At 71.1% G+C, this 19,828-nt stretch carries 19 protein-coding genes; 13 read left to right on the top strand and 6 right to left on the bottom strand.

Features of this window, described 5'->3' with window-relative positions; genetic code table 11:
• The first annotated feature begins 159 nt into the window (after positions 1–159).
• Both J4573_RS10155 and glpK read left to right on the top strand, forming a co-directional pair.
• On the top strand, positions 160–1,020 hold the full coding sequence (locus tag J4573_RS10155; RefSeq protein ID WP_208255102.1) for an MIP/aquaporin family protein: 861 nt from the start codon (positions 160–162) through the stop codon (positions 1,018–1,020).
• A 27-nt stretch (positions 1,021–1,047) separates the two neighbouring features.
• On the top strand, positions 1,048–2,565 hold the full coding sequence (gene glpK, locus J4573_RS10150; protein WP_208255101.1) for a glycerol kinase GlpK: 1,518 nt from the start codon (positions 1,048–1,050) through the stop codon (positions 2,563–2,565).
• 88 nt (positions 2,566–2,653) lie between these two features.
• Here the strand turns inward: glpK and J4573_RS10145 are convergent, their stop codons facing one another.
• Positions 2,654–4,081, bottom strand: coding sequence for an MFS transporter (locus tag J4573_RS10145; RefSeq protein WP_208255100.1), 1,428 nt, complete (start codon positions 4,079–4,081; stop codon positions 2,654–2,656).
• Positions 4,082–4,184: 103 nt separating this feature from the next.
• On the opposite strand from J4573_RS10145, the gene J4573_RS10140 reads away from it, so the two are divergent.
• Positions 4,185–5,093 carry a helix-turn-helix transcriptional regulator gene (locus J4573_RS10140; RefSeq protein WP_208255099.1) on the top strand — a complete coding sequence of 303 codons (909 nt, stop codon included), beginning with the start codon at positions 4,185–4,187 and terminating at the stop codon, positions 5,091–5,093.
• An 85-nt stretch (positions 5,094–5,178) separates the two neighbouring features.
• On the opposite strand, the gene J4573_RS10135 is transcribed toward J4573_RS10140, so the two are convergent.
• Together J4573_RS10135 and J4573_RS10130 are read right to left on the bottom strand one after the other, a co-directional pair.
• Entirely contained in the window at positions 5,179–5,739 is a 561-nt protein-coding gene (locus J4573_RS10135; protein WP_208255098.1) for a dihydrofolate reductase family protein, read from the bottom strand.
• A 42-nt stretch (positions 5,740–5,781) separates the two neighbouring features.
• Entirely contained in the window at positions 5,782–6,390 is a 609-nt protein-coding gene (locus J4573_RS10130) for an NADPH-dependent FMN reductase (protein ID WP_243772806.1), read from the bottom strand.
• 81 nt (positions 6,391–6,471) lie between these two features.
• On the opposite strand from J4573_RS10130, the gene J4573_RS10125 reads away from it, so the two are divergent.
• A complete protein-coding gene (locus J4573_RS10125; RefSeq protein ID WP_208255097.1) occupies positions 6,472–9,699 on the top strand; it encodes an AfsR/SARP family transcriptional regulator in 3,228 nt (1,075 codons plus the stop codon).
• A 34-nt stretch (positions 9,700–9,733) separates the two neighbouring features.
• Positions 9,734–11,563 (top strand): glycoside hydrolase family 15 protein, encoded by a 1,830-nt coding sequence (locus J4573_RS10120; RefSeq protein WP_208255096.1) that lies wholly within the window; start codon positions 9,734–9,736, stop codon positions 11,561–11,563.
• 14 nt (positions 11,564–11,577) lie between these two features.
• On the opposite strand, the gene J4573_RS56000 is transcribed toward J4573_RS10120, so the two are convergent.
• Positions 11,578–12,114 (bottom strand): potassium channel family protein, encoded by a 537-nt coding sequence (locus tag J4573_RS56000; protein WP_208255095.1) that lies wholly within the window; start codon positions 12,112–12,114, stop codon positions 11,578–11,580.
• Between the two features lie 2 nt (positions 12,115–12,116).
• Positions 12,117–13,580, bottom strand: a complete 1,464-nt coding sequence (locus J4573_RS10110) for an MFS transporter (RefSeq protein ID WP_208255094.1) — start codon at positions 13,578–13,580, stop codon at positions 12,117–12,119.
• A 106-nt stretch (positions 13,581–13,686) separates the two neighbouring features.
• On the opposite strand from J4573_RS10110, the gene J4573_RS10105 reads away from it, so the two are divergent.
• The 4 genes from J4573_RS10105 to J4573_RS10090 all read left to right on the top strand — a co-directional run bounded on the left by J4573_RS10105 (position 13,687) and on the right by J4573_RS10090 (position 15,573).
• Complete coding sequence (locus J4573_RS10105) at positions 13,687–14,106, top strand: DUF7144 family membrane protein (RefSeq protein WP_208255093.1); 420 nt, start codon at positions 13,687–13,689, stop codon at positions 14,104–14,106.
• Between the two features lie 16 nt (positions 14,107–14,122).
• Complete coding sequence (locus J4573_RS10100) at positions 14,123–14,569, top strand: DUF7144 family membrane protein (RefSeq protein ID WP_208255092.1); 447 nt, start codon at positions 14,123–14,125, stop codon at positions 14,567–14,569.
• 70 nt (positions 14,570–14,639) lie between these two features.
• Complete coding sequence (locus tag J4573_RS10095) at positions 14,640–14,870, top strand: hypothetical protein (protein ID WP_208255091.1); 231 nt, start codon at positions 14,640–14,642, stop codon at positions 14,868–14,870.
• Between the two features lie 37 nt (positions 14,871–14,907).
• A complete protein-coding gene (locus J4573_RS10090) occupies positions 14,908–15,573 on the top strand; it encodes a GAP family protein (protein WP_208255090.1) in 666 nt (221 codons plus the stop codon).
• Positions 15,574–15,745: 172 nt separating this feature from the next.
• Here J4573_RS10090 and J4573_RS10085 read toward each other — a convergent pair whose 3' ends face one another.
• Positions 15,746–16,291 carry a hypothetical protein gene (locus tag J4573_RS10085; protein WP_208255089.1) on the bottom strand — a complete coding sequence of 182 codons (546 nt, stop codon included), beginning with the start codon at positions 16,289–16,291 and terminating at the stop codon, positions 15,746–15,748.
• Between the two features lie 110 nt (positions 16,292–16,401).
• On the opposite strand from J4573_RS10085, the gene J4573_RS10080 reads away from it, so the two are divergent.
• From J4573_RS10080 to J4573_RS10065, 4 genes are all read left to right on the top strand, one after another.
• Positions 16,402–16,902 carry a hypothetical protein gene (locus J4573_RS10080; RefSeq protein WP_208255088.1) on the top strand — a complete coding sequence of 167 codons (501 nt, stop codon included), beginning with the start codon at positions 16,402–16,404 and terminating at the stop codon, positions 16,900–16,902.
• A 134-nt stretch (positions 16,903–17,036) separates the two neighbouring features.
• Positions 17,037–17,918 (top strand): alpha/beta hydrolase, encoded by an 882-nt coding sequence (locus J4573_RS10075; RefSeq protein ID WP_208255087.1) that lies wholly within the window; start codon positions 17,037–17,039, stop codon positions 17,916–17,918.
• A 48-nt stretch (positions 17,919–17,966) separates the two neighbouring features.
• Positions 17,967–18,407 carry a nuclear transport factor 2 family protein gene (locus tag J4573_RS10070; protein ID WP_208255086.1) on the top strand — a complete coding sequence of 147 codons (441 nt, stop codon included), beginning with the start codon at positions 17,967–17,969 and terminating at the stop codon, positions 18,405–18,407.
• Between the two features lie 91 nt (positions 18,408–18,498).
• Positions 18,499–19,815, top strand: coding sequence for an MFS transporter (locus J4573_RS10065; protein WP_372442830.1), 1,317 nt, complete (start codon positions 18,499–18,501; stop codon positions 19,813–19,815).
• Positions 19,816–19,828 lie beyond the last annotated feature (13 nt).

The raw sequence follows: 19,828 nt of genomic DNA, 5'->3' as shown, positions 1-19,828 counted from the left end.
CGACCAAGATCAATACCCGTGTTCGGCTCACCCGACGCACCCCGGAAGTGCCAGGTCCGGGGCCTCGAAATCGTCACCACTTACCGGTTGACCGGTCCGTTTCCCGTACTTACCGTCACGACAGCCAGGTCTCACGTCAACCCCGTCCGAGGAGGACACATGGCGGAACGACTGAGATTGCCCCCGCTCGGCCGCGAGATGGCGGCCGAGTTCGCCGGGACCATGATCCTCATCCTGTTCGGGGTGGGGGTGGTGGCCCAGGTCGTCGCCGGCGGCATCGGAAACCACGACAGTATCGCCTGGTCCTGGGGGATCGGCGTGACCGTCGGGGTGTACGTGTCCGCGACCATCAGCGGCGGCCACATCAACCCGGCCGTGACCGTCTCGCTCGCGGTGTTCAAGAAGTTCCCGTGGAAGAAGGTCGGACCGTTCATCCTGGCGCAGGTCGCCGGGGCGTTCGTGGCGGCCCTCATCGTGCGCTGGAACTACACCGAAGTGCTCGCGAAGGCCGATCCCGGCCACACGATCAAGACCCAGGGCGTGTTCACCACACTCCCGGGAAATGGAACGCTCCCGGTCAGCATGTGGGGCGGTTTCCGCGACCAGATCATCGGCACCGCGATCCTGCTGTTCGTGGTGCTCGCGCTGATCGACCTCAAGAACGTGCCGACCCTGGGCAGCCTCACCCCCGTCGTGATCGGCCTCCTGGTCGTCGCGATCGGCATGGCCTGGGGAACCGACGCGGGCTACGCCATCAACCCGGCCCGCGACTTCGGGCCGAGACTCGCCCAGTACTTCACCGGGTACGGGGGAGCCTGGAAGGATCAGAACGGTGATCCATATTGGTGGGTTCCGATCGTCGGACCGCTCATCGGCGGTGTCGTAGGAGCGGCGCTGTACGAACTCCTCATCGGCAGGCAGCTGCCCAACGGTGAGGCAGAAGGCCCCGGCTCGGGCGTCGCGGCCGAGGCCGCGGCGGGCGAGGCGGAGTCCGCGACCAGGACCGACGTTCAGCCCTGACGGGACCCCCGTCCGACAGGAGACAAGATGGCCGACTTCGTGGGTGCGCTCGACCAGGGCACGACGAGCACCCGATTCATGATCTTCGATCACGGCGGCAACGAGATCGCCCGCCACCAGCTCGAGCACGAGCAGATCCTGCCGCAGGCCGGCTGGGTCGAGCACAACCCCACCGAGATCTGGGAGCGGACCAGGGCCGTCATCCAGACCACCCTCCGCCAGGCCAACCTGACCCACTCCGACCTCGCCGCGATGGGCATCACGAACCAGCGTGAGACCACCGTGGTGTGGAACAGGCGGACGGGCCGGCCCTACTACAACGCGATCGTCTGGCAGGACACCCGTACCGACCGGATCGCCGCCGCCCTCGAGCGGGACGGCAGGGGCGAGACGATCCGGCACCGGGCCGGGCTGCCGCCCGCCACCTACTTCTCCGGCGGCAAGATCCAGTGGATCCTGGAGAACGTCGACGGGGTGCGCGAGGCGGCCGAGAGCGGCGAGGCGATCTTCGGCAACATCGACACCTGGGTGCTGTGGAACCTCACCGGCGGCGTCGACGGCGGCGTGCACGTCACCGACCCGACCAACGCCAGCCGCACCATGCTGATGGACCTGGAGACGCTGGACTGGGACGACCAGCTGCTCTCCTTCTTCAACATCCCCCGCGCGATGCTGCCGCAGATCCGGCCGTCGTCGGCGCCCGACCCCTACGGCGTCACCCGCGCCGACGGGCCGGTGGGCGGCGAGATCCCGCTCTCAGGGGACCTCGGCGACCAGCAGGCGGCGACGGTCGGGCAGGTGTGCTTCTCGCCCGGTGAGGCCAAGAACACCTACGGCACGGGCAACTTCCTGCTGCTCAACACCGGCGGTGAGCTGGTCCGCTCCAAGGCGGGGATGCTGACCACGGTCTGCTACCAGCTCGGCGACGCGGCGCCGGTCTACGCGCTGGAGGGCTCCATCGCGGTGACCGGGTCGGCGGTGCAGTGGCTGCGCGACCAGCTCGGGATCATCTCGGGCGCGGCGCAGAGCGAGGCGCTGGCCGCGCAGGTCGAGGACAACGGCGGGGTCTACTTCGTGCCCGCGTTCTCCGGCCTGTTCGCGCCGTACTGGCGCAGCGACGCGCGCGGCGCGATCGTCGGGCTGTCGCGCTTCAACACCAACGCCCACCTGGCGCGGGCCACGCTGGAGGCGATCTGCTACCAGTCGCGGGACGTCGTCGAGGCGATGCGCGAGGACTCCGGGGTCTCCCTGGACGTGCTCAAGGTCGACGGCGGCGTCACGGCGAACGAGCTGTGCATGCAGATGCAGGCCGACATCCTCGGCGTGCCGGTGTCGCGTCCGGTCGTGGCCGAGACGACCGCGCTCGGCGCCGCGTACGCGGCGGGCCTGGCGGTCGGCTTCTGGAACACGACCGAGGAGCTGCGGCAGAACTGGAACGAGTCCAAGCGCTGGAACCCCCAGTGGGACGAGTCCCAGCGCGAGACCGGTTACGCCGGCTGGCGCAAGGCCGTAGAGCGCACCTTCGGCTGGGTCGACGTCGAGTGACCCCCGCAGAGGAGTGACACCCCGCCGATCTTGCTCTCAGCGCCCCGTCAACCCCCGTCAAAGGGCGCTGAGAGCAAGATCGGCGTTGTCATGCCGAGTGGGGGCGGCGGGCCAGGATGAAGGCGCACGCGGCCGCGACCACGGCGGCGCCCGTGAGGGCCCAGCCGGTGCCGTACTCGGCGTGGCGGGTGGAGTGGGAGCTCTCGGCGAGGCTCAGGAACAGCGAGCCGATGGTGGCGATGCCGATCACCTGGCCGAGCTGCATGACCGTCAGCAGCATGCCGCTGGCGTCGGGGGCGTCCTCGGCCGCGACGCCGGCGAGCGCGATCGTCATGACGGCGGTGGTGACGCCCAGGCCGAGGCCGATCACCGCGGTGAGCACCTCGTAGACGACGCCGCCGCTCGCCAGCGGTCCGAGGACCAGGTAGCCGGCGGCCGCGAGCAGGAACCCGGCGGGCATCATCGGGCCGTGCAGGCGGGCCGGGAGGCGCCGCCAGTTGAGGCCGACCAGCGCGAACGCCGCGACGCACGGGATGAACGCCAGCCCCGACTTCAGCGGGCTGTAGCCCAGGTCGCCCTGCAGGTGCAGGGTGGTGGTGAACAGGAACGCGGCCCAGGTGGTCGGGCCGAGCATGAGGGCCAGCAGCCCCCAGCCGAGTCCGGGCGTCCGCAGGACGCGCACCGCGACCAGGGGACGCCCCCCGGAGGCGGCCACGTGCCGTTCCACCAGGACGAACGCCGCGAACAGCACCGCGCTCGCGGCGAGCGAGAACCAGCCCCACAGCGGCCAGCCGAGCTCGTGGCCGAGGATCAGCGGCAGCACGAACAGCAGCACCGCCGGGGTCAGCGTGATCAGCCCGAGCGGGTCGAGGCCGCCGGTCGTGCGGTGGTCGTCCCTGGGCAGCAGCCGGGGTGCGGCGATCAGCAGCAGTACGCCGATCGGCACGTTCACCAGGAAGACCATCCGCCAGCCGCCGCCGAGCACGTCCCCGCTGACCAGGATGCCGCCGGCCGCCTGGCCGACGACGATGCCGCCCGAGATCACCGCCGAGAACAGGCCGAGGGCGCGGACCCGCGCCTGGCCGGTGAAGCTCAGCTGGATCAGGCTCATCACCTGCGGTGTCATCAGCGCCGCGCCGATGCCCTGGGCGAAGCGGAAGGCGATCAGCGAGCCGGTCGAGGGCGCCGCGCCGCAGGCCAGGGAGGTCACGGTGAAGATCGCGAGGCCGGTCAGGAACATCCTGCGGTGCCCGAGCAGGCCGCCGAGGCGGGCGCCGGTGACCAGCAGGACGGCGTAGGCGATGGTGTACCCGGCGACGACCAGCTGGAGCCCGGCTCCGGAGGCGTGCAGGTCGGCCCGCATCGTGGGCAGCGCCACGTTGACGATGCTCACGTCCAGGATCGCCATGAACTGCCCGACCAGCAGGAGGGCCAGGATGAGGCCGGCCGGGCGTGGTCGGTGACGCTGGCGCTCCCGTGGAATGGGATCCAGGACGGCGTTGGTTGTCTGTGTCATGTCTTCTAGGGTGGTTCGAGGCTGGTACCAGTAACAGGAGCCCCTTGATACTGGTACTGACAGCACCTGGATAGCCGGGGCAGGGTGGGGGAGGCTGGGGGCGATGACGGAGACGACGCAGACAGCACAGAACGGGCGCCGCAAGCGGACCGAGCTGGCCGCGTTCCTGCGGTCCCGGCGGGAACGGGTCACCCCGGCCGACGTCGGCATGCCGCCGGGCCCGCGGCGCCGCACGCCGGGCCTGCGCCGCGAGGAGGTCGCCCAGCTCGCCGGGGTCGGCGTGACCTGGTACACGTGGCTGGAGCAGGGGCGGCCGATCAACGTCAGCGTCCAGGTCCTGGACGCGGTGGCGCGCAGCCTGCGGCTGGACGAGGCCGAGTGGGCGCACCTCTACCGGCTGGCCGAGGTCCCCGATCCGGGCGTCGCGGGCCTGTGCGTGGACCTGCCCGAGGACATGCAAGGAATCCTGGACGGCCTGTCGCCCAAGCCCGCCTCAGTGGTCAACGGGCGGTCGGACGTCCTGGCCTGGAACGACGCCTACGCGGCCGTCTTCCCGCAGCTCGTGCAGGCCCCCGACGGATGCCGCAACAGCCTGTGGGCGGCGTTCACCCTGCCCGACTGCTGCAACCCGCTCGGCAACATGGAGACCGAGGCCGCGCTGCACGTGGCGGTGTTCCGGTACCGCTACAGCAGCCACCTGAACGAGCCGCGCTGGCGCGACCTGGTGCGGCGGCTCAGCGAGGCCAGCCCGCGCTTCGCCCAGCTCTGGGCGACCCAGGACGTCGCGCTGCCCGGCCCGCGGATCAAGGTGTTCCAGAGCCCGGCGGCCGGCGAGATCAAGACGCGGACCACCAGCTTCGACGCGACCGCCGACCACGACATGCGGATGGTCGTCTACACGCCCGCCGACGAGGACAGCGCCAAGCGCATCGACTGGCTGCTGCACAACCCGCAGGAGGCGGCCGGGGCGATCTGCCACCAGGTCGCCGGACGGGCCTGCGATCGGGCTTGAGGAAGGGCGGACGGCGGCCGCAGACGCCGGCCCGCCTGCGCGCCTCGGCTCACGTCGAGGTCGCGCAGGCGGGCTGGGACGTCGACTACTCGGCCGCCTTGGGCGTGTAGGTGGCGACGATGACGCCGCTCTGCAGCGTCCTGGTGCCGGCGAGGTCGAACTTGGCGACGGCACCGGCGACGCTGATCACGTCCTCGGGCGTGCGGGCCCCGGCGAAGACCGGGTGGATCCACAGGCGCAGCTCGTCCAGGAGGCCGTTGTCGAGCATCAGCTTGGAGACCGAGCCGAAGCCGTACTGCATGATGTCCTGACCCGGCTCCTCCTTCAGGGCGCGGATCCGCTCCACCACGTTGTCGCTGATCACGGTGGTGTTCTTCCACTCGGGGTCCTTCAGCGTGGTGGACACCGCGTACTTGGGCATGGTGTTCATCCGGACGCCGAAGTCGCCGGTCTGCTCCTCCATGTGCGGCCAGGCGGCGGCGAAGCCGTCGTAGGTGGCGCGGCCCATGATCAGCGCGTCGCTGGCGAACACCTGCTCGGCGGCGAGCTCGCCGGCCGTCTCGTCGAAGAAGGTGGCGGTCCAGTTCTGCGGGTCCTGGATGACGCCGTCGAGGGTGATGTAGGTCGAGTTGATGATCTTACGCATGACATTCTCCCTTGCGATGTGGTGGTGTTCAGATGGTGGTGTTCAGCTTGCGTACGGGCGCCGGTGCCGTGCGTCGCGGAGGGCGTGGGCCCACCATGACAGCTGGTCCAGCGTGGTCTTGAGGTCGGTGTTGCAGTCGGCCGTGGCCTTCGGCCAGGTGCCGTCGGCCGCGAACTGTTCCCAGTAGCGGGCAAGGGAGATCCCGTCCCGCACGGTGACCGCGTGCAGCTCGCCGAAGATCTGCCGGAGCTGGTCGGCGGCGTGGCGCCCGCCCGACTCGCGGCCGTAGGACACGATCGCGACCGGCTTGGCCCGCCACTCGTCGTAGAACCAGTCGATGGCGGTCTTCAGCGGCGCCGGGAAGCCGTGGTTGTACTCGGGCGTGACCACGACGAAGGCGTCGGCGGCGGCCAGCCGGGTCGCGAGGGACGCGACCCGGGCCGGGAGCGGCTCGTCCTCGCCGGTGAGCGTCTCGGGGAGGCGCGTCTCGGCGAGGTCGACGACCTCCACCGCGAGGTCGGGGCGGCGGCGGGCCGCGGTGGCGAACCAGCCGGCGACGGTCGGGCCGAACCGGCCTTCCCGCGTGCTGCCGATGATGATCACCATGTTCAAGGGGCCGATCCCGGCCATCTCGCCCTCCCTTCCGGCCATGTCGCGCCTCCCTTCCTGCGTGTTCCGGCTGACGTGTCCTACTGTGCGGGGACCGGATTACCGTTTTCTTACGGTGGAGATATGCGCTTTGGAGTGCTCGGCCCGCTGGCCGTGTGGACCGACGACGGCACGCCCGTCGCGGTGCCCGGCCTGAAGGTCCGTGCCCTGCTCGCGGCCCTGCTCGCGAACGAGGGGCGGCCCGTTCCCGCGGACCGGCTGATCGACGACCTGTGGGGCGAGTCGCTGCCCGGCAACCCCGGCGCCTCGCTGTCGGTCAAGGCCTCCCAGCTCAGGAAGATCTTGGACGACGCCGAGCCCGGCGGCCGCGGCCTGATCGCGTCCCGGCCCGCCGGGTACCAGCTGGCCGCCGCCGTGGGTGCCGTGGACGCCGAACGGTTCGGCGCTCTCACGGGCGAGGCGCGCCAGGAGACCGACCCGGCGGCGCGATCCGAACGGCTGGCCGAGGCGCTGGCCCTGTGGCGCGGGTCGGCGTACGCCGACTTCGCCGACGAGGCGTTCACCCAGCCGGTGATCGTGCGGCTGGAGGAGCAGCGCCTGGTCGCGCTGGAGGAGCACGCCGAGGTACGGCTCGCTCTGGGCGAGCACGGCGAGCTGGCCGGGGACCTCGTCGCGCCCGTCGCCGACCACCCGTTCCGCGAACGGCTCCGCGCCGCGCTCATGCGCGCCCTCTACCGGTCCGGCAGGCAGGGCGACGCCCTGGCCGCCTACGACGACCTGCGCGAACGGCTCGCCGACGAACTGGGCCTGGACCCGAGCGCCGAGCTGGTCGCCCTGCACCAGGCGATCCTCACCCAGGACCCCGCCCTGGACGCGGACGAGCCGAAGACCCGGCGGCCCAGGACCAACCTGCCCGTGCCGTCCACCGCCCTTATCGGGCGCGACGATGCGGTGGCGGGCATCCTCGCGCGGCTGGAGACCGACCGGCTCGTCACGCTCACCGGGCCCGGCGGGGTCGGCAAGACGCGGCTGGCGATCGAGGCGGGACGGCGGCGGGCGGACTCCCGTGCGGGCGCCGTCGACGACGGCGTGTGGATGGTCGAGCTGGCCGGTTTCGAACCTTCGGCGACCGGTTCCCTGAGCGACGTCGTGACGGCCGTCCTGGACATCCGGGAGGCGCCCGGTGCGTCCGGCACCGAGCTCGACCGGCTGGCGTCCTCGCTCGGGCCCCGGCGGATGCTGCTGGTCCTGGACAACTGCGAGCACGTCATCGAACGGGCCGCCGAGCTGGTGGACCGGCTGCTGCGGACCGCGCCGGGCCTGCGCGTGCTGGCGACCAGCAGGGAGCCGCTCGGCCTCCAGGGCGAGACCGTGTGGGCCGTACCGCCGCTGGAGGTGCCCGCCCGCGGGGCTGATCTGGACCCGGCGTCGCTCGCGGACTCGGCCGCCGTGCGGCTCTTCACCGCCCGTGCGTCCGCCGCCGCCCGGGGATTCGAGCTCAACGGCGGCAACGCGGCGGGCGTCGCCGTGCTGTGCCGCCGTCTGGACGGCATCCCGCTGGCGCTGGAGCTGGCCGCGACGCGCGTACGGGCGCTCGGCGTCGCGGGACTGGTGGCGCGGCTCGACGACCGGTTCCGGCTGCTGGCCACCGGCCACCGCGGGGCGCCGCCGCGCCAGCAGACCCTGATGGCGATGATCGACTGGAGCTGGGAGCTGCTGTCGGAGGAGGAACGGGCCGTGCTGCGGCGCCTGGCCGTGCACGCCGACGGCTGCTCGCTGGAGGCCGCCGAGGCGGTGTGCGGCGGTGACGCCCTCGACACCCTCGACCTGCTGATCCGGCTCGTCGACCGGTCGCTGGTGGTCATGACCGACGCCGGGCTCGACGGCCCCCGCTACCGGCTGCTGGAGTCGGTCGCCGCGTACTGCGCCGACCGGCTCGACGAGGCGGGCGAGCACGAGGAGCTCAAGCGGCGCCACTACCGCTACTACACCGACCTGGCCGAACGCGCCGAGCCGCGCCTGCGCGGCGGCGAGCAGCAGACCTGGCTGCGGACCCTGGACGCCGAGTCGGGCAACCTGCGTTCGGCGCTGGACTGCGCGGTCGCCGAAGGGGACGGCGCGCACGCCCAGCGCATGGCGTCCGCGCTCTGCTGGTACTGGTTCCTGCGCGGCCGGCCGACCGAGGCGATGCGGTCGCTGAGCACCGTGCTGGCGATGGACGAAGCGCCGTCCCCGGCGCGGGCGCGTGCCGCCGCCTGGCAGACCGGTTTCCGCCTCCTGCAAGGTGACGACACGGACTGGAAGGTCAGGCGCGAGGCCGCCCTGCGAGGGTTCGAGGAGGTGGACGACCCGGCGGGCCGGGCGCTCGCGGAGTGGCTCATGGCCTACATCGGCTTCGAGGTGGAGGACCAGGCGATCGGCGAGGCGCTCGTGGACCGCGCGGTGGCGACCTTCCGGGAACGGGGAGACCGCTGGGGCGAGGCGACCGTGCTGGTGCTGCGGGCCAAGTACGGCCATCATCGCGGGGACGTCGCCGCCGTCGATGCCGCGGGTTCGCGCGCCGTGGCCCTGTTCGAGGAGGTCGGCGACCTCTGGGGGCAGCTTCAGGGCGCCGACTGGCTCGCCGCGGCGGCCGAGTTGGCCGGTGACTACGACCGCGCCGACCGCCTCACCCGCGACGGCCTGCGCATGGCCGAGGAGCTCCACCTCTGGCCGGACGTCACCTCGCGCCTGGCGTGGCTGGGCTGGACCGGCTACTCGCGCGCCTCCTACGCCGAGGCGCGGGCGTTCTGCGAGCGCGCCCTGCGGCTGACCGCCGAGCAGGGGAATCTTCCGGCCGCGATCCTCGCCGAGCTCGCCCTCGGCTTCACCGCGCGCAAGCAGGGCCACCTCGACGAGGCGGAGGAAGTGCTCGGCCGGCTGGTGAAGGACGTCCCGGCCGACGAAGGGCCGCCGCCCTACCTGACGACCGTCCTCGTCGGGCTGGGCTATGTGTCCGAGCGGCGCGGTGACGTGGCGACGGCACTGCGGCGCCACCAGGAGTCCCTGGCGATCGCGATGGCCTTCGACGGCCCGCGGGACACGGCGTTCGGCCTTGAGGGCGTGGCCGGAGCGCTGGTCCTGGCCGGCGGCCACGCCGAGGCGGCGCGGCTGCTCGGGACCGCAGGCGCCCTGCGCCGGTCCAAGGGGCTGACGCCCGGCCCGGCGGAGGAGGACGACATCGGCCGTGCCGCCGGGGCCGCACGCGCCGTGCTCGGCGACGACGCCTACGCGGCCGAGTTCGCGCGCGGCGCCGTCCTCACGCCGAAGGAATGCCTGGCGAGCGCCGCGCATCTCCTCCAGAACGGGTGAATCCCGCTCGCCCGCGTTCCGCCCATGCTCAGGCATGAGCGCATATCCGGCCATCGAAGACCATGGACTGATCGGCGACCTGCAGACCGCCGCGCTGATCGATTCGGACGGCAGCGTCGACTGGTTCTGCAGCCCGCGGTTCGACTCGCCGAGCCTGTTCGCCTCGCTGCTGGACCGGGAGCGGGGCGGGCGGTTCCGCATCGCGCCCGAGTCCGGCGACTACGTGTCCAGGCAGCTCTACCTGCCGGGCACCGCGATCCTGATCACGAGGTTCATGACGCCCGACGGGGTCGGCGAGGTCGCCGACTTCATGCCCGTCGCGGGCGCCGCGGCGAGCCAGCGGCACCGGATCGTCAGGCTGGTCAGGGTGGTCCGCGGCCAGATGCGCTTCGCCATCCACTGCGAGCCCGCGTTCGACTACGGGCGCCGCGACCACAAGACCGAGGTCACCGAGAACGGCGTCGCGTTCCACGGCGACGCCATGAGCGTGAACCTGTCGATCGTCCGGGACCACGACGTACCGCCGCGTGAGGGCGCCGAGCTGCGGGTGGACGAGCGCGGCGGCGTGCACGCGGTCGTTACCGCGTCGGCGGGCGAGGCCGGGGGAGTGGTGCTGGAGACGGCACCGGACGGCCCGCCACGGCTCTGGTCACCCGACGAGGCGCTGCGCCTGCTCACCGACACCCGGGACTTCTGGCGCGGCTGGATCGGGCGGTCGCACTACCGCGGCCGGTGGCGCGAGATGGTCGAACGCTCGGCCATGACGCTGAAGCTCATGACGTACGCGCCGACCGGGGCGCTGGTCGCCGCGCCGACCGCGGGCCTGCCCGAGCTGGTCGGCGGCGAACGCAACTGGGACTACCGGTTCACCTGGGTGCGCGACGCGTCGTTCTCGGTGCACGCGCTGCTCGGCCTCGGGTTCGAGGAGGAGGCCGAGGCGTTCCTGGTCTGGCTCGGCGACCGCGCCCGCGAGGCGGTCGAGCAGGGCTCGCCGTTGCAGATCATGTACCGGATCGACGGTACGGGCGACCTCAGTGAGGAGTCGCTGGAGCATCTGGAGGGCTACCGGGAGTCGCGGCCGGTCCGCATCGGCAACGGCGCGGCCACCCAGGTGCAGCTGGACATCTACGGCGAGGCCCTGGACTCGGTCTACCTCGCCGATGGGCACGGGCTGCCGGTCGGCTACCAGGGCTGGACCGACCTGTCGCGGATCGTCGACTGGCTGTGCGGCCACTGGGATCAGAAGGACGCCGGCCTGTGGGAGACGCGCGGCGGCCCGAAGGACTTCGTCTACGGACGGCTGATGTCGTGGGTGGCGCTCGACCGCGCGATCCGCCTCGCCCGCGAGCGGGGCCGCCCCGCCGACCTCGTCCGCTGGACCGAGGCACGCGACGCGATCTACCAGCAGATCATGCGACGGGGCTGGAGCGCCGAACGCGGCGCGTTCATCCAGCACTACGGCGGCGACGTGCTCGACGCCTCGCTGCTCTACATGCCGCTGGTCGGCTTCATCGCGCCCAGGGACCCGAGATGGCAGTCCACGCTGCGGGCGATGGACGACGAACTGGTGTCCGACAGCCTGGTCTACCGGTACGACCCCGGGGCCTCGCCGGACGGGCTGCGGGGCTCGGAGGGCACGTTCTCGATGTGCACGTTCTGGTACGTCGAGGCGCTGGCACGTTCGGGGCGGCTGAACGACGCGCGCCTCACGTTCGAGAAGATGCTCACCTACAGCAACCGCCTCGGCCTCTACTCCGAGGAGATCGGGCCGACGGGCGAGCAGCTCGGCAACTTCCCGCAGGCGTTCAGCCACCTCGCCCTGATCACCGCGGCCGTGAACCTCGACCGTCGCCTCGACCGGTAGGGCCTCAGGTCAGGTCACCTGTCCGGTGCGTCGCGGCCTTGGCGCTCAAGGCCGCGACGGACCGCTTCGACGAGGATGCGCGCGGCCAGGCCCACGATGACCAGGTCGCCGATCATCTGCACCATGGTCAGGACCCGGGCGGGCGTCGAACGCGGCACGATGTCCCCGAAGCCCACCGTCGAGAACGTCGTGAGCGTGAAGTAGAGGGCGTCGGTCCGGTTGAGCGGCTCGGAGAAGGCGCCCTGCGTGGTGTTGTCCATGAGGCTGTAGGCCAGCGCGAACATCAGCAGGAACAGCGACACCGAGGTCACCAGCGCCTCGATCGCCCGCAGCCGCGGATGCTCCGAACGCACGATCGACCGCGCGTGCCAGGTGAAGCTCGCGGCGAGCGCGACGAGCGCGCACAGCAGCAGGACCGCCGTGGTCACGGTGAACGTTCCGTCCAGCGGAAGCAGGTAGTAGGTGACCAGGAGGAACGTCGCGGTCAGCGTCGGCCGCACCACCGCCCGCACGGCCAGCCTGCGGCGGGTCGCACGATCCGGCGCCGCCACCGTCACTCCGGCTCAGCCCGCTTCGGGATCAGCAGCGCCACGATCCAGCCGATCACCGTGATGACCAGCATGGTCGCGAGGGCGAGCGCGAACGGCTTCTGGCCGGGATGGGACGCGGCGACCAGCACCGAGCCCGCCAGCGCCGTGCCGAGCGACGAGCCGAGGTTGGACACGCTGCGCGAGACGCCGGAGATGTCGCCCTGGTCGGACTCGGGGAAGGCCGACTGCACCACGTTCACCGAGGCGGTCAGCATGATCCCGACGCCGAGGCCGATCGCGAGCAGTCCCGGCGCGAACAGCAGCACGTTCGAATGCGGCCGCACCAGCAGGAGCAGCAGCGCGAAGCCGGCGATCACGGTGCCGAAGCCCGCTCGGATGAGGCGCCGCTGCGAGTGGCGGCCGGCCATCCGTTCGGCGGCGGCCGAGGCGATCAGGATGCCCGCGGTCGCGGGCACCAGGGTCAGCCCGGTCTGGATGGCGTTGAACCCGCGTTCCTGCTGCAGGAAGACCGAGATCACGAAGAAGGTGCCCTGCATGGTCAGCCACTGGATGGTCTGCGTGGTCAGGCCCAGGTTGGAGATGCGGTTGCGGAACAGCCTGATCGCCACCAGCGGGTCCTTGCCGTGCAGCTCGCGCCGGCGGACGTGCCAGAAGAACCAGCCCAGGACCAGCGCGCCGAGCGCGATGGAGATCCACACCGGCGAGATGCCGCCCTTGGGGATCAGCTCGGTGTCGCCGACCTTGACGGCCTTGCGCGCGCCGAGCCAGCCGTAGGTGCTCGACATCAGCACGCCGAGGACGACGAGGAGCAGGCCCGCCGCGGACAGGACCGCGCCGCCGATGTCCAGGCGCGGCCGGGAGGCGCTGCGCGGCGGGTCGACGATCCTGCGGGTCAGGACGAGAATCCAGGCCACCGCGAGCACCTGCGCCAGGAACGAGGCACGCCAGCTGATCGTGCTGGTGATGAGGCCACCGACCAGCGGGCCCGCCGCCGAGCCGAGACCGGCCGCCCCGCTGACCACCCCGAAGTACTTGGCGCGAGACCTGGTGTCCTCGAACAGCACCGTGATCAGGATGTAGATGGGCGGGATGAGCAGTGCCGACCCGACGCCCTCCAGCACCGAGTAGCCGACGATCATCAGGCCAAGGCCCTGCGCGAGCGTCGCCAGCAGCGCGCCCGCCCCGTACACCGCCAGCCCCGCGACGAAGCAGACCTTCCGGCCGAAGATGTCGGTCAGCTTGCTCCCGACGATCATCAGCGCCGCCATCGTGAGGGTGAACAGCGTGATCGTCGTCTGGATGCCCTTCACCGACGTGCCGAGGTCGTCGGCGATCGTGCTGATCGCGACGTTCATGTTCGTGGCGGCGTAACTGCACACGAACTGCGCGAACGCCAGCGGGAAGACCATCGCCCGCGCCGGATGGGGCGCCTGCGCCGTCGTCGCGGCGGCGGGTGTGTCGTCCATCGTCACAGAATCGGCGGCGGCCCCCGCGGCCAGGCTCATCCGTCGCGGGTGATACCGGACGCCGCCGACCGGGTGAAGCTGTGCTTCGTCGAAGGGAGGCACCGCGATGACCACTGAACGCCCCGCGGTGGGCTACACCAAGAAGGACAGCTGGTCCCTCGGCCTGGCCGTCTTCGCCGGAATCATGATGCTGATGATCGGGATCCTGCAGGTGGTCGCCGGGATCGCCGCGGTCGCACATGACGGCTTCTACGTCACCACCCGCCATTACGTCTTCCAATGGGACACCGGCGCGTGGGGCTGGCTGCACATCGCCATCGGGATCGTCGTCGGTCTCGCCGCGTTCGGCGTCTTCGCAGGTCTGACGCCCGCGCGCTGGATCGGCATCGCGGTCGCGGGTGTCAGCGCGATCGCCAACTTCATGAACATTCCCAACTACCCGCTCTGGTCCATCGCGCTCATCGCCCTCGACGTGGCCGTGATCTGGGCCCTGGCCGTCTACATGCGCCCCTACCAGGACGCCTGAACCAGGAGGTGTTGAGATGTCGGACCAGATGTCCGCACGGCGCCGGAACACCGACCCGGACCACGAGCCGACCCCCAAGTGGCTCGTCGGGTTCGCGGTCTTCGGAGCCGTCATGATGGCGCTGATCGGGACGTTCCAGGCCATCCAGGGCCTGGCGGCGATCCTGAAGGACGAGTTCTTCGTCGTGACCAAGGACTACGTCTACAACGTCGACGCCACCACCTGGGGCTGGATCCACCTGTTCCTCGGCATCGCGGTGGTGGTCGTCGGATTCGTGGTGCTCACGGGGGCGCTGTGGGCCCGGATCCTCGGGATCTTCTTCGTGTGCCTGAACATGATCAGCCAGTTCCTGTTCCTGCCGTACTACCCGATCTGGAGCATCATCATGATCGCTCTGGACGCCGTGGTGATCTGGGCGCTGTGCGTCTATGACCGGCGGACCGCGGAGCAGTCTGGACTCTGAGCACGGGGGACCGGTGGGCGGCCCCAGCCCGGCCGTAGTGCTGGGGCCGCCTACGCTTGGGGGTGATCGGATGGAAGCGCTGGTCATTCTGGCGGTGATCCACCTCGCCGGTCTGATCACCGGTTTCGGCATGATCCTCCTCGGCCGCCGCAGGGCCGCCAGGGCGCACCAGTGGGCGCTGCGCAACGCGATCCTGCGGAGCCCGGGTGCGCGGACCTGCGCACACGACGCGGGAGTGGCGGTGGACGAGGCGGCGTGGGCGGAGATCGTCGAACGGCTCATAAAGACGTCGGGCAGCTGATCGGGCGCCCGCGTCTTAAGGGGCATTGGGGCGTCGGATGAGACTCGACTCGTTTCTGCTGCTCGTCGTACTGGCCATGGCCCTCGCGCTCAAACCCTGGTCCATCCTCACCGCCGTGCTGCTGGCGGCGGCCAAGGGCGGGATGACCAAGGCGACGGCGTTCCTGGTGGGCTGGGTGACCGTCCTCGCGGCGATCGGGGCCGCGTCGGTCGTGCTGCTGCCGCACTACGAACGCAATCACTCCCGTTCGACCTTCACCCCCTACGCCTGGGTCGATGTGGCGCTGGGCGCGGCTCTCGCGGTCTTCCTGCTCTGGCGATGGCGCAAGCCGTACGACGCGCAGAAGAAGAACCAGAACCCGGGCTGGGTCGAACGCCTCGACACGATGCCGGCGCCGCTGGCGTTCGCCCTCGGCGCGTTCATGCCGAGCTACCTGCTCGTCGCGGCTGCGGTCAACCAGCTCCTGGAGACGGGCTGGACCGGCGCGGGCCTGGCCGTCACGATCGCCCTGTTCGTCATCCTGGCCTCGGCCGGCGTCGCGGCGCCGGTGATGGTCCCGCTGTTCAAGCCCGACCAGGCGGCCGACATCCACGAGCGGTGGCGCACCTGGCTGCTGGAGCACCGGCGCGTACTGGCGTACGGGCTGAGCGGCATGATCGCCGCCGTCCTCATCTTCAAGGGCCTGGCCTCGGCTCTCCTGTGACCGCCGGCGCCCCCGCTGACTTCTTAGGTTGGACTCTGAGCACGCGGAACGGGCGGTCCCGAGGCCCCAGCCCAGCGGAACCGCCCGTCGTCATGTGGCTCTCAGCGGCGCCTCTCCACCCGGCGTGCCGTACGCCGGGACGTGCGCCGTGCCACCCTGCGGGCTCCGAACATCACTGCCTCCTCGCCGTGGTCTCCAGGTCGTGCAGCTGCCGCGCCTCCTCGGCGGTGTGCAGCCCGATCGCGACCAGGTCCAGCGGGCTGATGAACCCGTCGCTCAGCCGGAACCCGCCCGCGCGCATGATCGCGTCGCGCAGCGGCACGGCCCAGTGGTGCTCGATGAGCAGGAGCGCCGCCGCCGTGTCGGGCGGGATGTCCTCGATGACGTCCCAGGCGTCCTCGGGCTCGGGGAAGACGTGGACGCCCTCCGCGGCCGCCTCGGCCCCAGCGATCGCCCCGGAGACGACGCCCTCCTCGCCCTCGATGCCGAGCCCGATGAGCGCGCCGACCTTGCTGCCGAACTCGATCGCCTCGTCCTTGGTCAGGTTGCTGAGGTGCTCGACCTCGATCTCGCCTTCCTTGTCCTTGTAGACGGCCAGGGCGTCGATCACCTTGATGGTGTCGCTCTCGCGCAGCCGTTCCAGCTCCGCGATCACCTCGCCCTGGAAGTTGGGGTGGTTGAATCCCAGCACGATCAGCTGAACCGGTCCGATTGCCATGTGCCCACCTCCACACTCGGTGCCAGCCAAGCTGCCACGGCGTACCTGCGCCGCCCTCCTCCGCCATGGGTGATACGCGGATCGTCGGCCCTCCCGGACAGTTGGCTTCCATGGACGTGGCCGTGCAGAGCGAGCGAGTGGAGCGAGTCGACTACGCCGGAGCCGTCTACGGCTCCCTCCTGGCCGCCTCCGTGGTCGTGGGAAGCGCGCCCCGCCACACGCCCACGCCGGCGCTCTCCCTGGTGGTCCTGCTCCTGGCCACGGGGGTCGTCTTCTGGCTGGCCCACGTGTACGCGAGCCTTGCCGGAGACCGGGAGAAGGGCGCGCCGCTGACCAAGCAGGAAGTGCGCCAGGTAGGCAGCCGCGAATGGCCCCTGGCCCAGGCCGCCGTTCCGCCAGCAGCCGCAGCGGCACTCTGCTGGCTGCTGGGCCTCTCGAACGCCACCGCCGCCTGGTGCGCCCTCTTCGTGGCCCTGGCAAGCCAGGTCGGCTGGACCGTGGTGGCAGGCACCCGTTCCAACGCCAAGCCCCTGCTCATCGTCGTCTCGGCTGTCGTCAACCTGCTCCTGGGCCTGGTCATCGTCATGCTCAAGGTCGTCCTCACCCACTGACTGTTCGGCGGGATGGTTTAGCTCCGCTCAACCTGGCCTTACACATCGCGCCTTGTTCAGGGGATCGCCGGGTGTCAGCGTGAAAGGACCTTCCTTCCCCTTCCCAAGGAGTCCTCTTGCCTCGGTGTGAACAAGTGCGCTTCGCCGGTGATACGGCCGAGCTCGCCGGGCACCTTTTCCTGCCTGACCCTGCCGCCACCGGCCAGGGCGGTCCGGTGGCCGGTGTCGTGGTCGCCGGGACCTGGACCAGCGTCAAGGAGCAGATGGCCGACCGGTACGCCGAGGAGCTGGCCCGGCGCGGTTATGCGGCGCTGTCGTTCGACTTCAGCGGCTACGGCGAGTCGGATGGCGAGCCGCGCGACTACGAGTCGCCGGAGCTGAAGGTCCGCGACATCCGGGCCGCAGCCGACTTCCTGATCGGTCATCCGGCGGTGGAGGGCGAGTATGTGGGCGCGTTGGGGGTGTGCGCCGGAGCGATGTACGCGAGCGCGTTCGCCGCCCAGGACGCGAGGGTGCGGTCGCTCGCCCTGGTGGCGCCGTGGCTGCACGATCGCCGCCTGTGCGAGGAGAACTACGGCGGGGCTGAGGGCATCGACGCCAAGAAGGCAGCCGCGGCCCTGGCCCGGCAGCGGTACGAGCAGACCGGAGAGGTCGCCTACGTGCCGGTGGTCAGCGGCAGCGACCCCGAGGCGGCCATGCCGTTCGACATCGACTTCTACCTCAACCCGCAGCGCGGCGGGATCGCGCAGTGGCCCAACCGCTTCGCCGTCATGGCCTGGCCCGGCTGGCTGGACTTCGACGCCGTCGCCCTCGCGCCGCAGGTGACCGCGTCGGTGCTGCTGGTGCACAGTGAGGACGCGGCGATCCCGGACGGCGCCCGCCGCTTCCACGACGGTTTGGCGGGCGAGCGGACGTTCCTGTGGACCGACGGCGTCCAGTTCGACTTCTACGACCAGCCACGGCAGGTCACCTTCGCCGCGGACGCGGCCGCCGAGCACTTCGCTCGCACGCTCTGACCTGCTCCGTACCCGCACACCCAGACCCCGCCAGGAGTTCACCTCGCCATGCCCACATCCTTTGACGTCGCTCAGACCTGCACCCGGATGGCCGTGTACGCCGACCGCCGTGAGTGGGAGCGGTTGCGCGGCTTGTTCGCCGACAAGGTGCTCCTTGATTACACGAGCCTGAACGGCGGCGAGCCGGTCTGGCTCGCCCCGCAGGAGATCGTGGACGCCTGGGCGGCGACGCTCGGCGGTTTCGACGCCACCCAGCACCTGATCGCCAACCAACTGGTCGAGATCGACGGGGACCGTGCCGTCTGCACCGCGTCCTTCCAGGCCACCCACCGCTTGGCCACGCCGCATGGGGCTCCGCTGTGGACGCTCGGCGGCGACTACCGATGGGAGCTGATCCGTACCGGCGGCAGCTGGCTGATCACCTCCGTGGTGATGACAGCGACCTGGGGCGACGGCAACCAGGACCTGCCCGCGCGGGCAGCGGGCTGACCTGATGACATCATTGCTCAAACCCTCGGCCGCGGACGCGCCACCGGAGTCCGCCCGGAGCGGTTCCTCAGTGGTGCTCGGTGCCGCCCTGTTGGGCTTCTTTCTCATCTCGCTGGACGCATTGATCGTCACCGTCGCACTGCCTGACATCGGGCGGAGCGTGGGCGGCGGCATGTCGGGTCTGCAGTGGGTGGTGGACGGCTACACGCTGATGTTCGCCGCCCTGATGCTCTCGGCGGGCGCCCTGTCCGACCGCATCGGAGCCCGGCAGGCGTACGGCGGAGGGCTGATTCTCTTCGCTGTGGCCTCGGCCGCGTGCGGATTCGCGCCCGGACTCGGCGTACTGGTCGCGGCCCGGCTCGTTCAGGGAGCCGCGGCGGCCGTCATGATGCCGGCGTCTCTCGCGCTTGTCCGCCAAGGGTTTCCCGACCAGGCCAAGCGGGCCCGGGCGATCGCGGTCTGGACCGTGGGCGGCGCGGTCGCGGTGGCGGCCGGACCGGTGCTCGGCGGCGCACTGACCGCCTCGGTGGGCTGGCGATGGATCTTCTTCGTCAACCTGCCCGCGGGCCTGCTGGCACTCGCCCTCCTCTCCCGCGTACCGGCCTCGCCGCGGTTGCCCGCACGGCTGGACGCGGTCGGGCAGGTGACGGCCGTGGTCACGATGGGCGCGTTCACCTACGGCGTGATCGAGGGCGGCGCCAAGGGCTTCGGCACACCACTGGTCGTGGCATCACTGCTGGTGGCCGTCGTCTCGGCGGTCGCGTTCCTGGCCGCGCAGGCCAGGGGCGCGCACCCGATGCTGCCGCTGCCGTTGTTCCGCTCGCGGGTGGTGGCTGTGTCGCTGGTGGTCGGGTTCATGCTGAACGCCGCGTACTACGGCGGGGTGTTCATCTTCAGCCTGTACCTGCAGCAGGAACGCGGGCAGTCCGCGCTCACCGCGGGTCTGATGTTCATCCCGATGACGGCACTGGTCGCCGTGGTGAACCTGGCCTCAGCGAGACTGGCCGCCCGGTTCGGCCCACGGGTGCCGATGGTGGCGGGCCAGCTGGTCGGCACGGCCGGGCTGCTGTCTCTGCTCACGGTCAGCGCGCACACCAACGTCTGGGTCGTGGCGGCGCTGATGGTGCCGGTCGGGCTCGGCGGTGCGCTCACGGTGCCGGCGCTGACCGCGATGCTGCTCGACGCCGTGCCCGCCGACCGGGCAGGCACCGCAGGCGCCGTACTCAACACCGGCCGCCAGGTCGGCGGAGCGATCGCGGTCGCGGTCTTCGGAGCGCTCCTGGCAGGCTCCGACACGTTCCTGACCGGAATGCGCTGGAGCATGCTGCTCGCCGCAGCCGGCCTCATCCTCACCGCGAGCGCGACGCTGACACTGCCGCGAAACGGGCATCAGAGCTCGGAGGCGTGAGGCCTTTCCGGTC

It is taken from the genome of Actinomadura barringtoniae (genome assembly GCF_017573505.1).
In the GTDB taxonomy this organism is placed as follows: domain Bacteria; phylum Actinomycetota; class Actinomycetes; order Streptosporangiales; family Streptosporangiaceae; genus Spirillospora; species Spirillospora barringtoniae.
The sequence above is the reverse complement of the archived record's forward strand: the minus strand, read 5'-3'. Positions and strand labels throughout refer to the sequence as shown.

Coding starts and splice junctions, on each gene's coding strand:
- J4573_RS10155 (WP_208255102.1), top strand. CDS start 160: ATGGCGGAACGACTGAGATTGCCCCCGCTCGGCCGCGAGATGGCGGCC.
- glpK (WP_208255101.1), top strand. CDS start 1,048: ATGGCCGACTTCGTGGGTGCGCTCGACCAGGGCACGACGAGCACCCGA.
- J4573_RS10145 (WP_208255100.1), bottom strand. CDS start 4,081: ATGACACAGACAACCAACGCCGTCCTGGATCCCATTCCACGGGAGCGC.
- J4573_RS10140 (WP_208255099.1), top strand. CDS start 4,185: ATGACGGAGACGACGCAGACAGCACAGAACGGGCGCCGCAAGCGGACC.
- J4573_RS10135 (WP_208255098.1), bottom strand. CDS start 5,739: ATGCGTAAGATCATCAACTCGACCTACATCACCCTCGACGGCGTCATC.
- J4573_RS10130 (WP_243772806.1), bottom strand. CDS start 6,390: ATGGCCGGAAGGGAGGGCGAGATGGCCGGGATCGGCCCCTTGAACATG.
- J4573_RS10125 (WP_208255097.1), top strand. CDS start 6,472: ATGCGCTTTGGAGTGCTCGGCCCGCTGGCCGTGTGGACCGACGACGGC.
- J4573_RS10120 (WP_208255096.1), top strand. CDS start 9,734: ATGAGCGCATATCCGGCCATCGAAGACCATGGACTGATCGGCGACCTG.
- J4573_RS10110 (WP_208255094.1), bottom strand. CDS start 13,580: ATGGACGACACACCCGCCGCCGCGACGACGGCGCAGGCGCCCCATCCG.
- J4573_RS10105 (WP_208255093.1), top strand. CDS start 13,687: ATGACCACTGAACGCCCCGCGGTGGGCTACACCAAGAAGGACAGCTGG.
- J4573_RS10100 (WP_208255092.1), top strand. CDS start 14,123: ATGTCGGACCAGATGTCCGCACGGCGCCGGAACACCGACCCGGACCAC.
- J4573_RS10095 (WP_208255091.1), top strand. CDS start 14,640: ATGGAAGCGCTGGTCATTCTGGCGGTGATCCACCTCGCCGGTCTGATC.
- J4573_RS10090 (WP_208255090.1), top strand. CDS start 14,908: ATGAGACTCGACTCGTTTCTGCTGCTCGTCGTACTGGCCATGGCCCTC.
- J4573_RS10085 (WP_208255089.1), bottom strand. CDS start 16,291: ATGGCAATCGGACCGGTTCAGCTGATCGTGCTGGGATTCAACCACCCC.
- J4573_RS10080 (WP_208255088.1), top strand. CDS start 16,402: ATGGACGTGGCCGTGCAGAGCGAGCGAGTGGAGCGAGTCGACTACGCC.
- J4573_RS10070 (WP_208255086.1), top strand. CDS start 17,967: ATGCCCACATCCTTTGACGTCGCTCAGACCTGCACCCGGATGGCCGTG.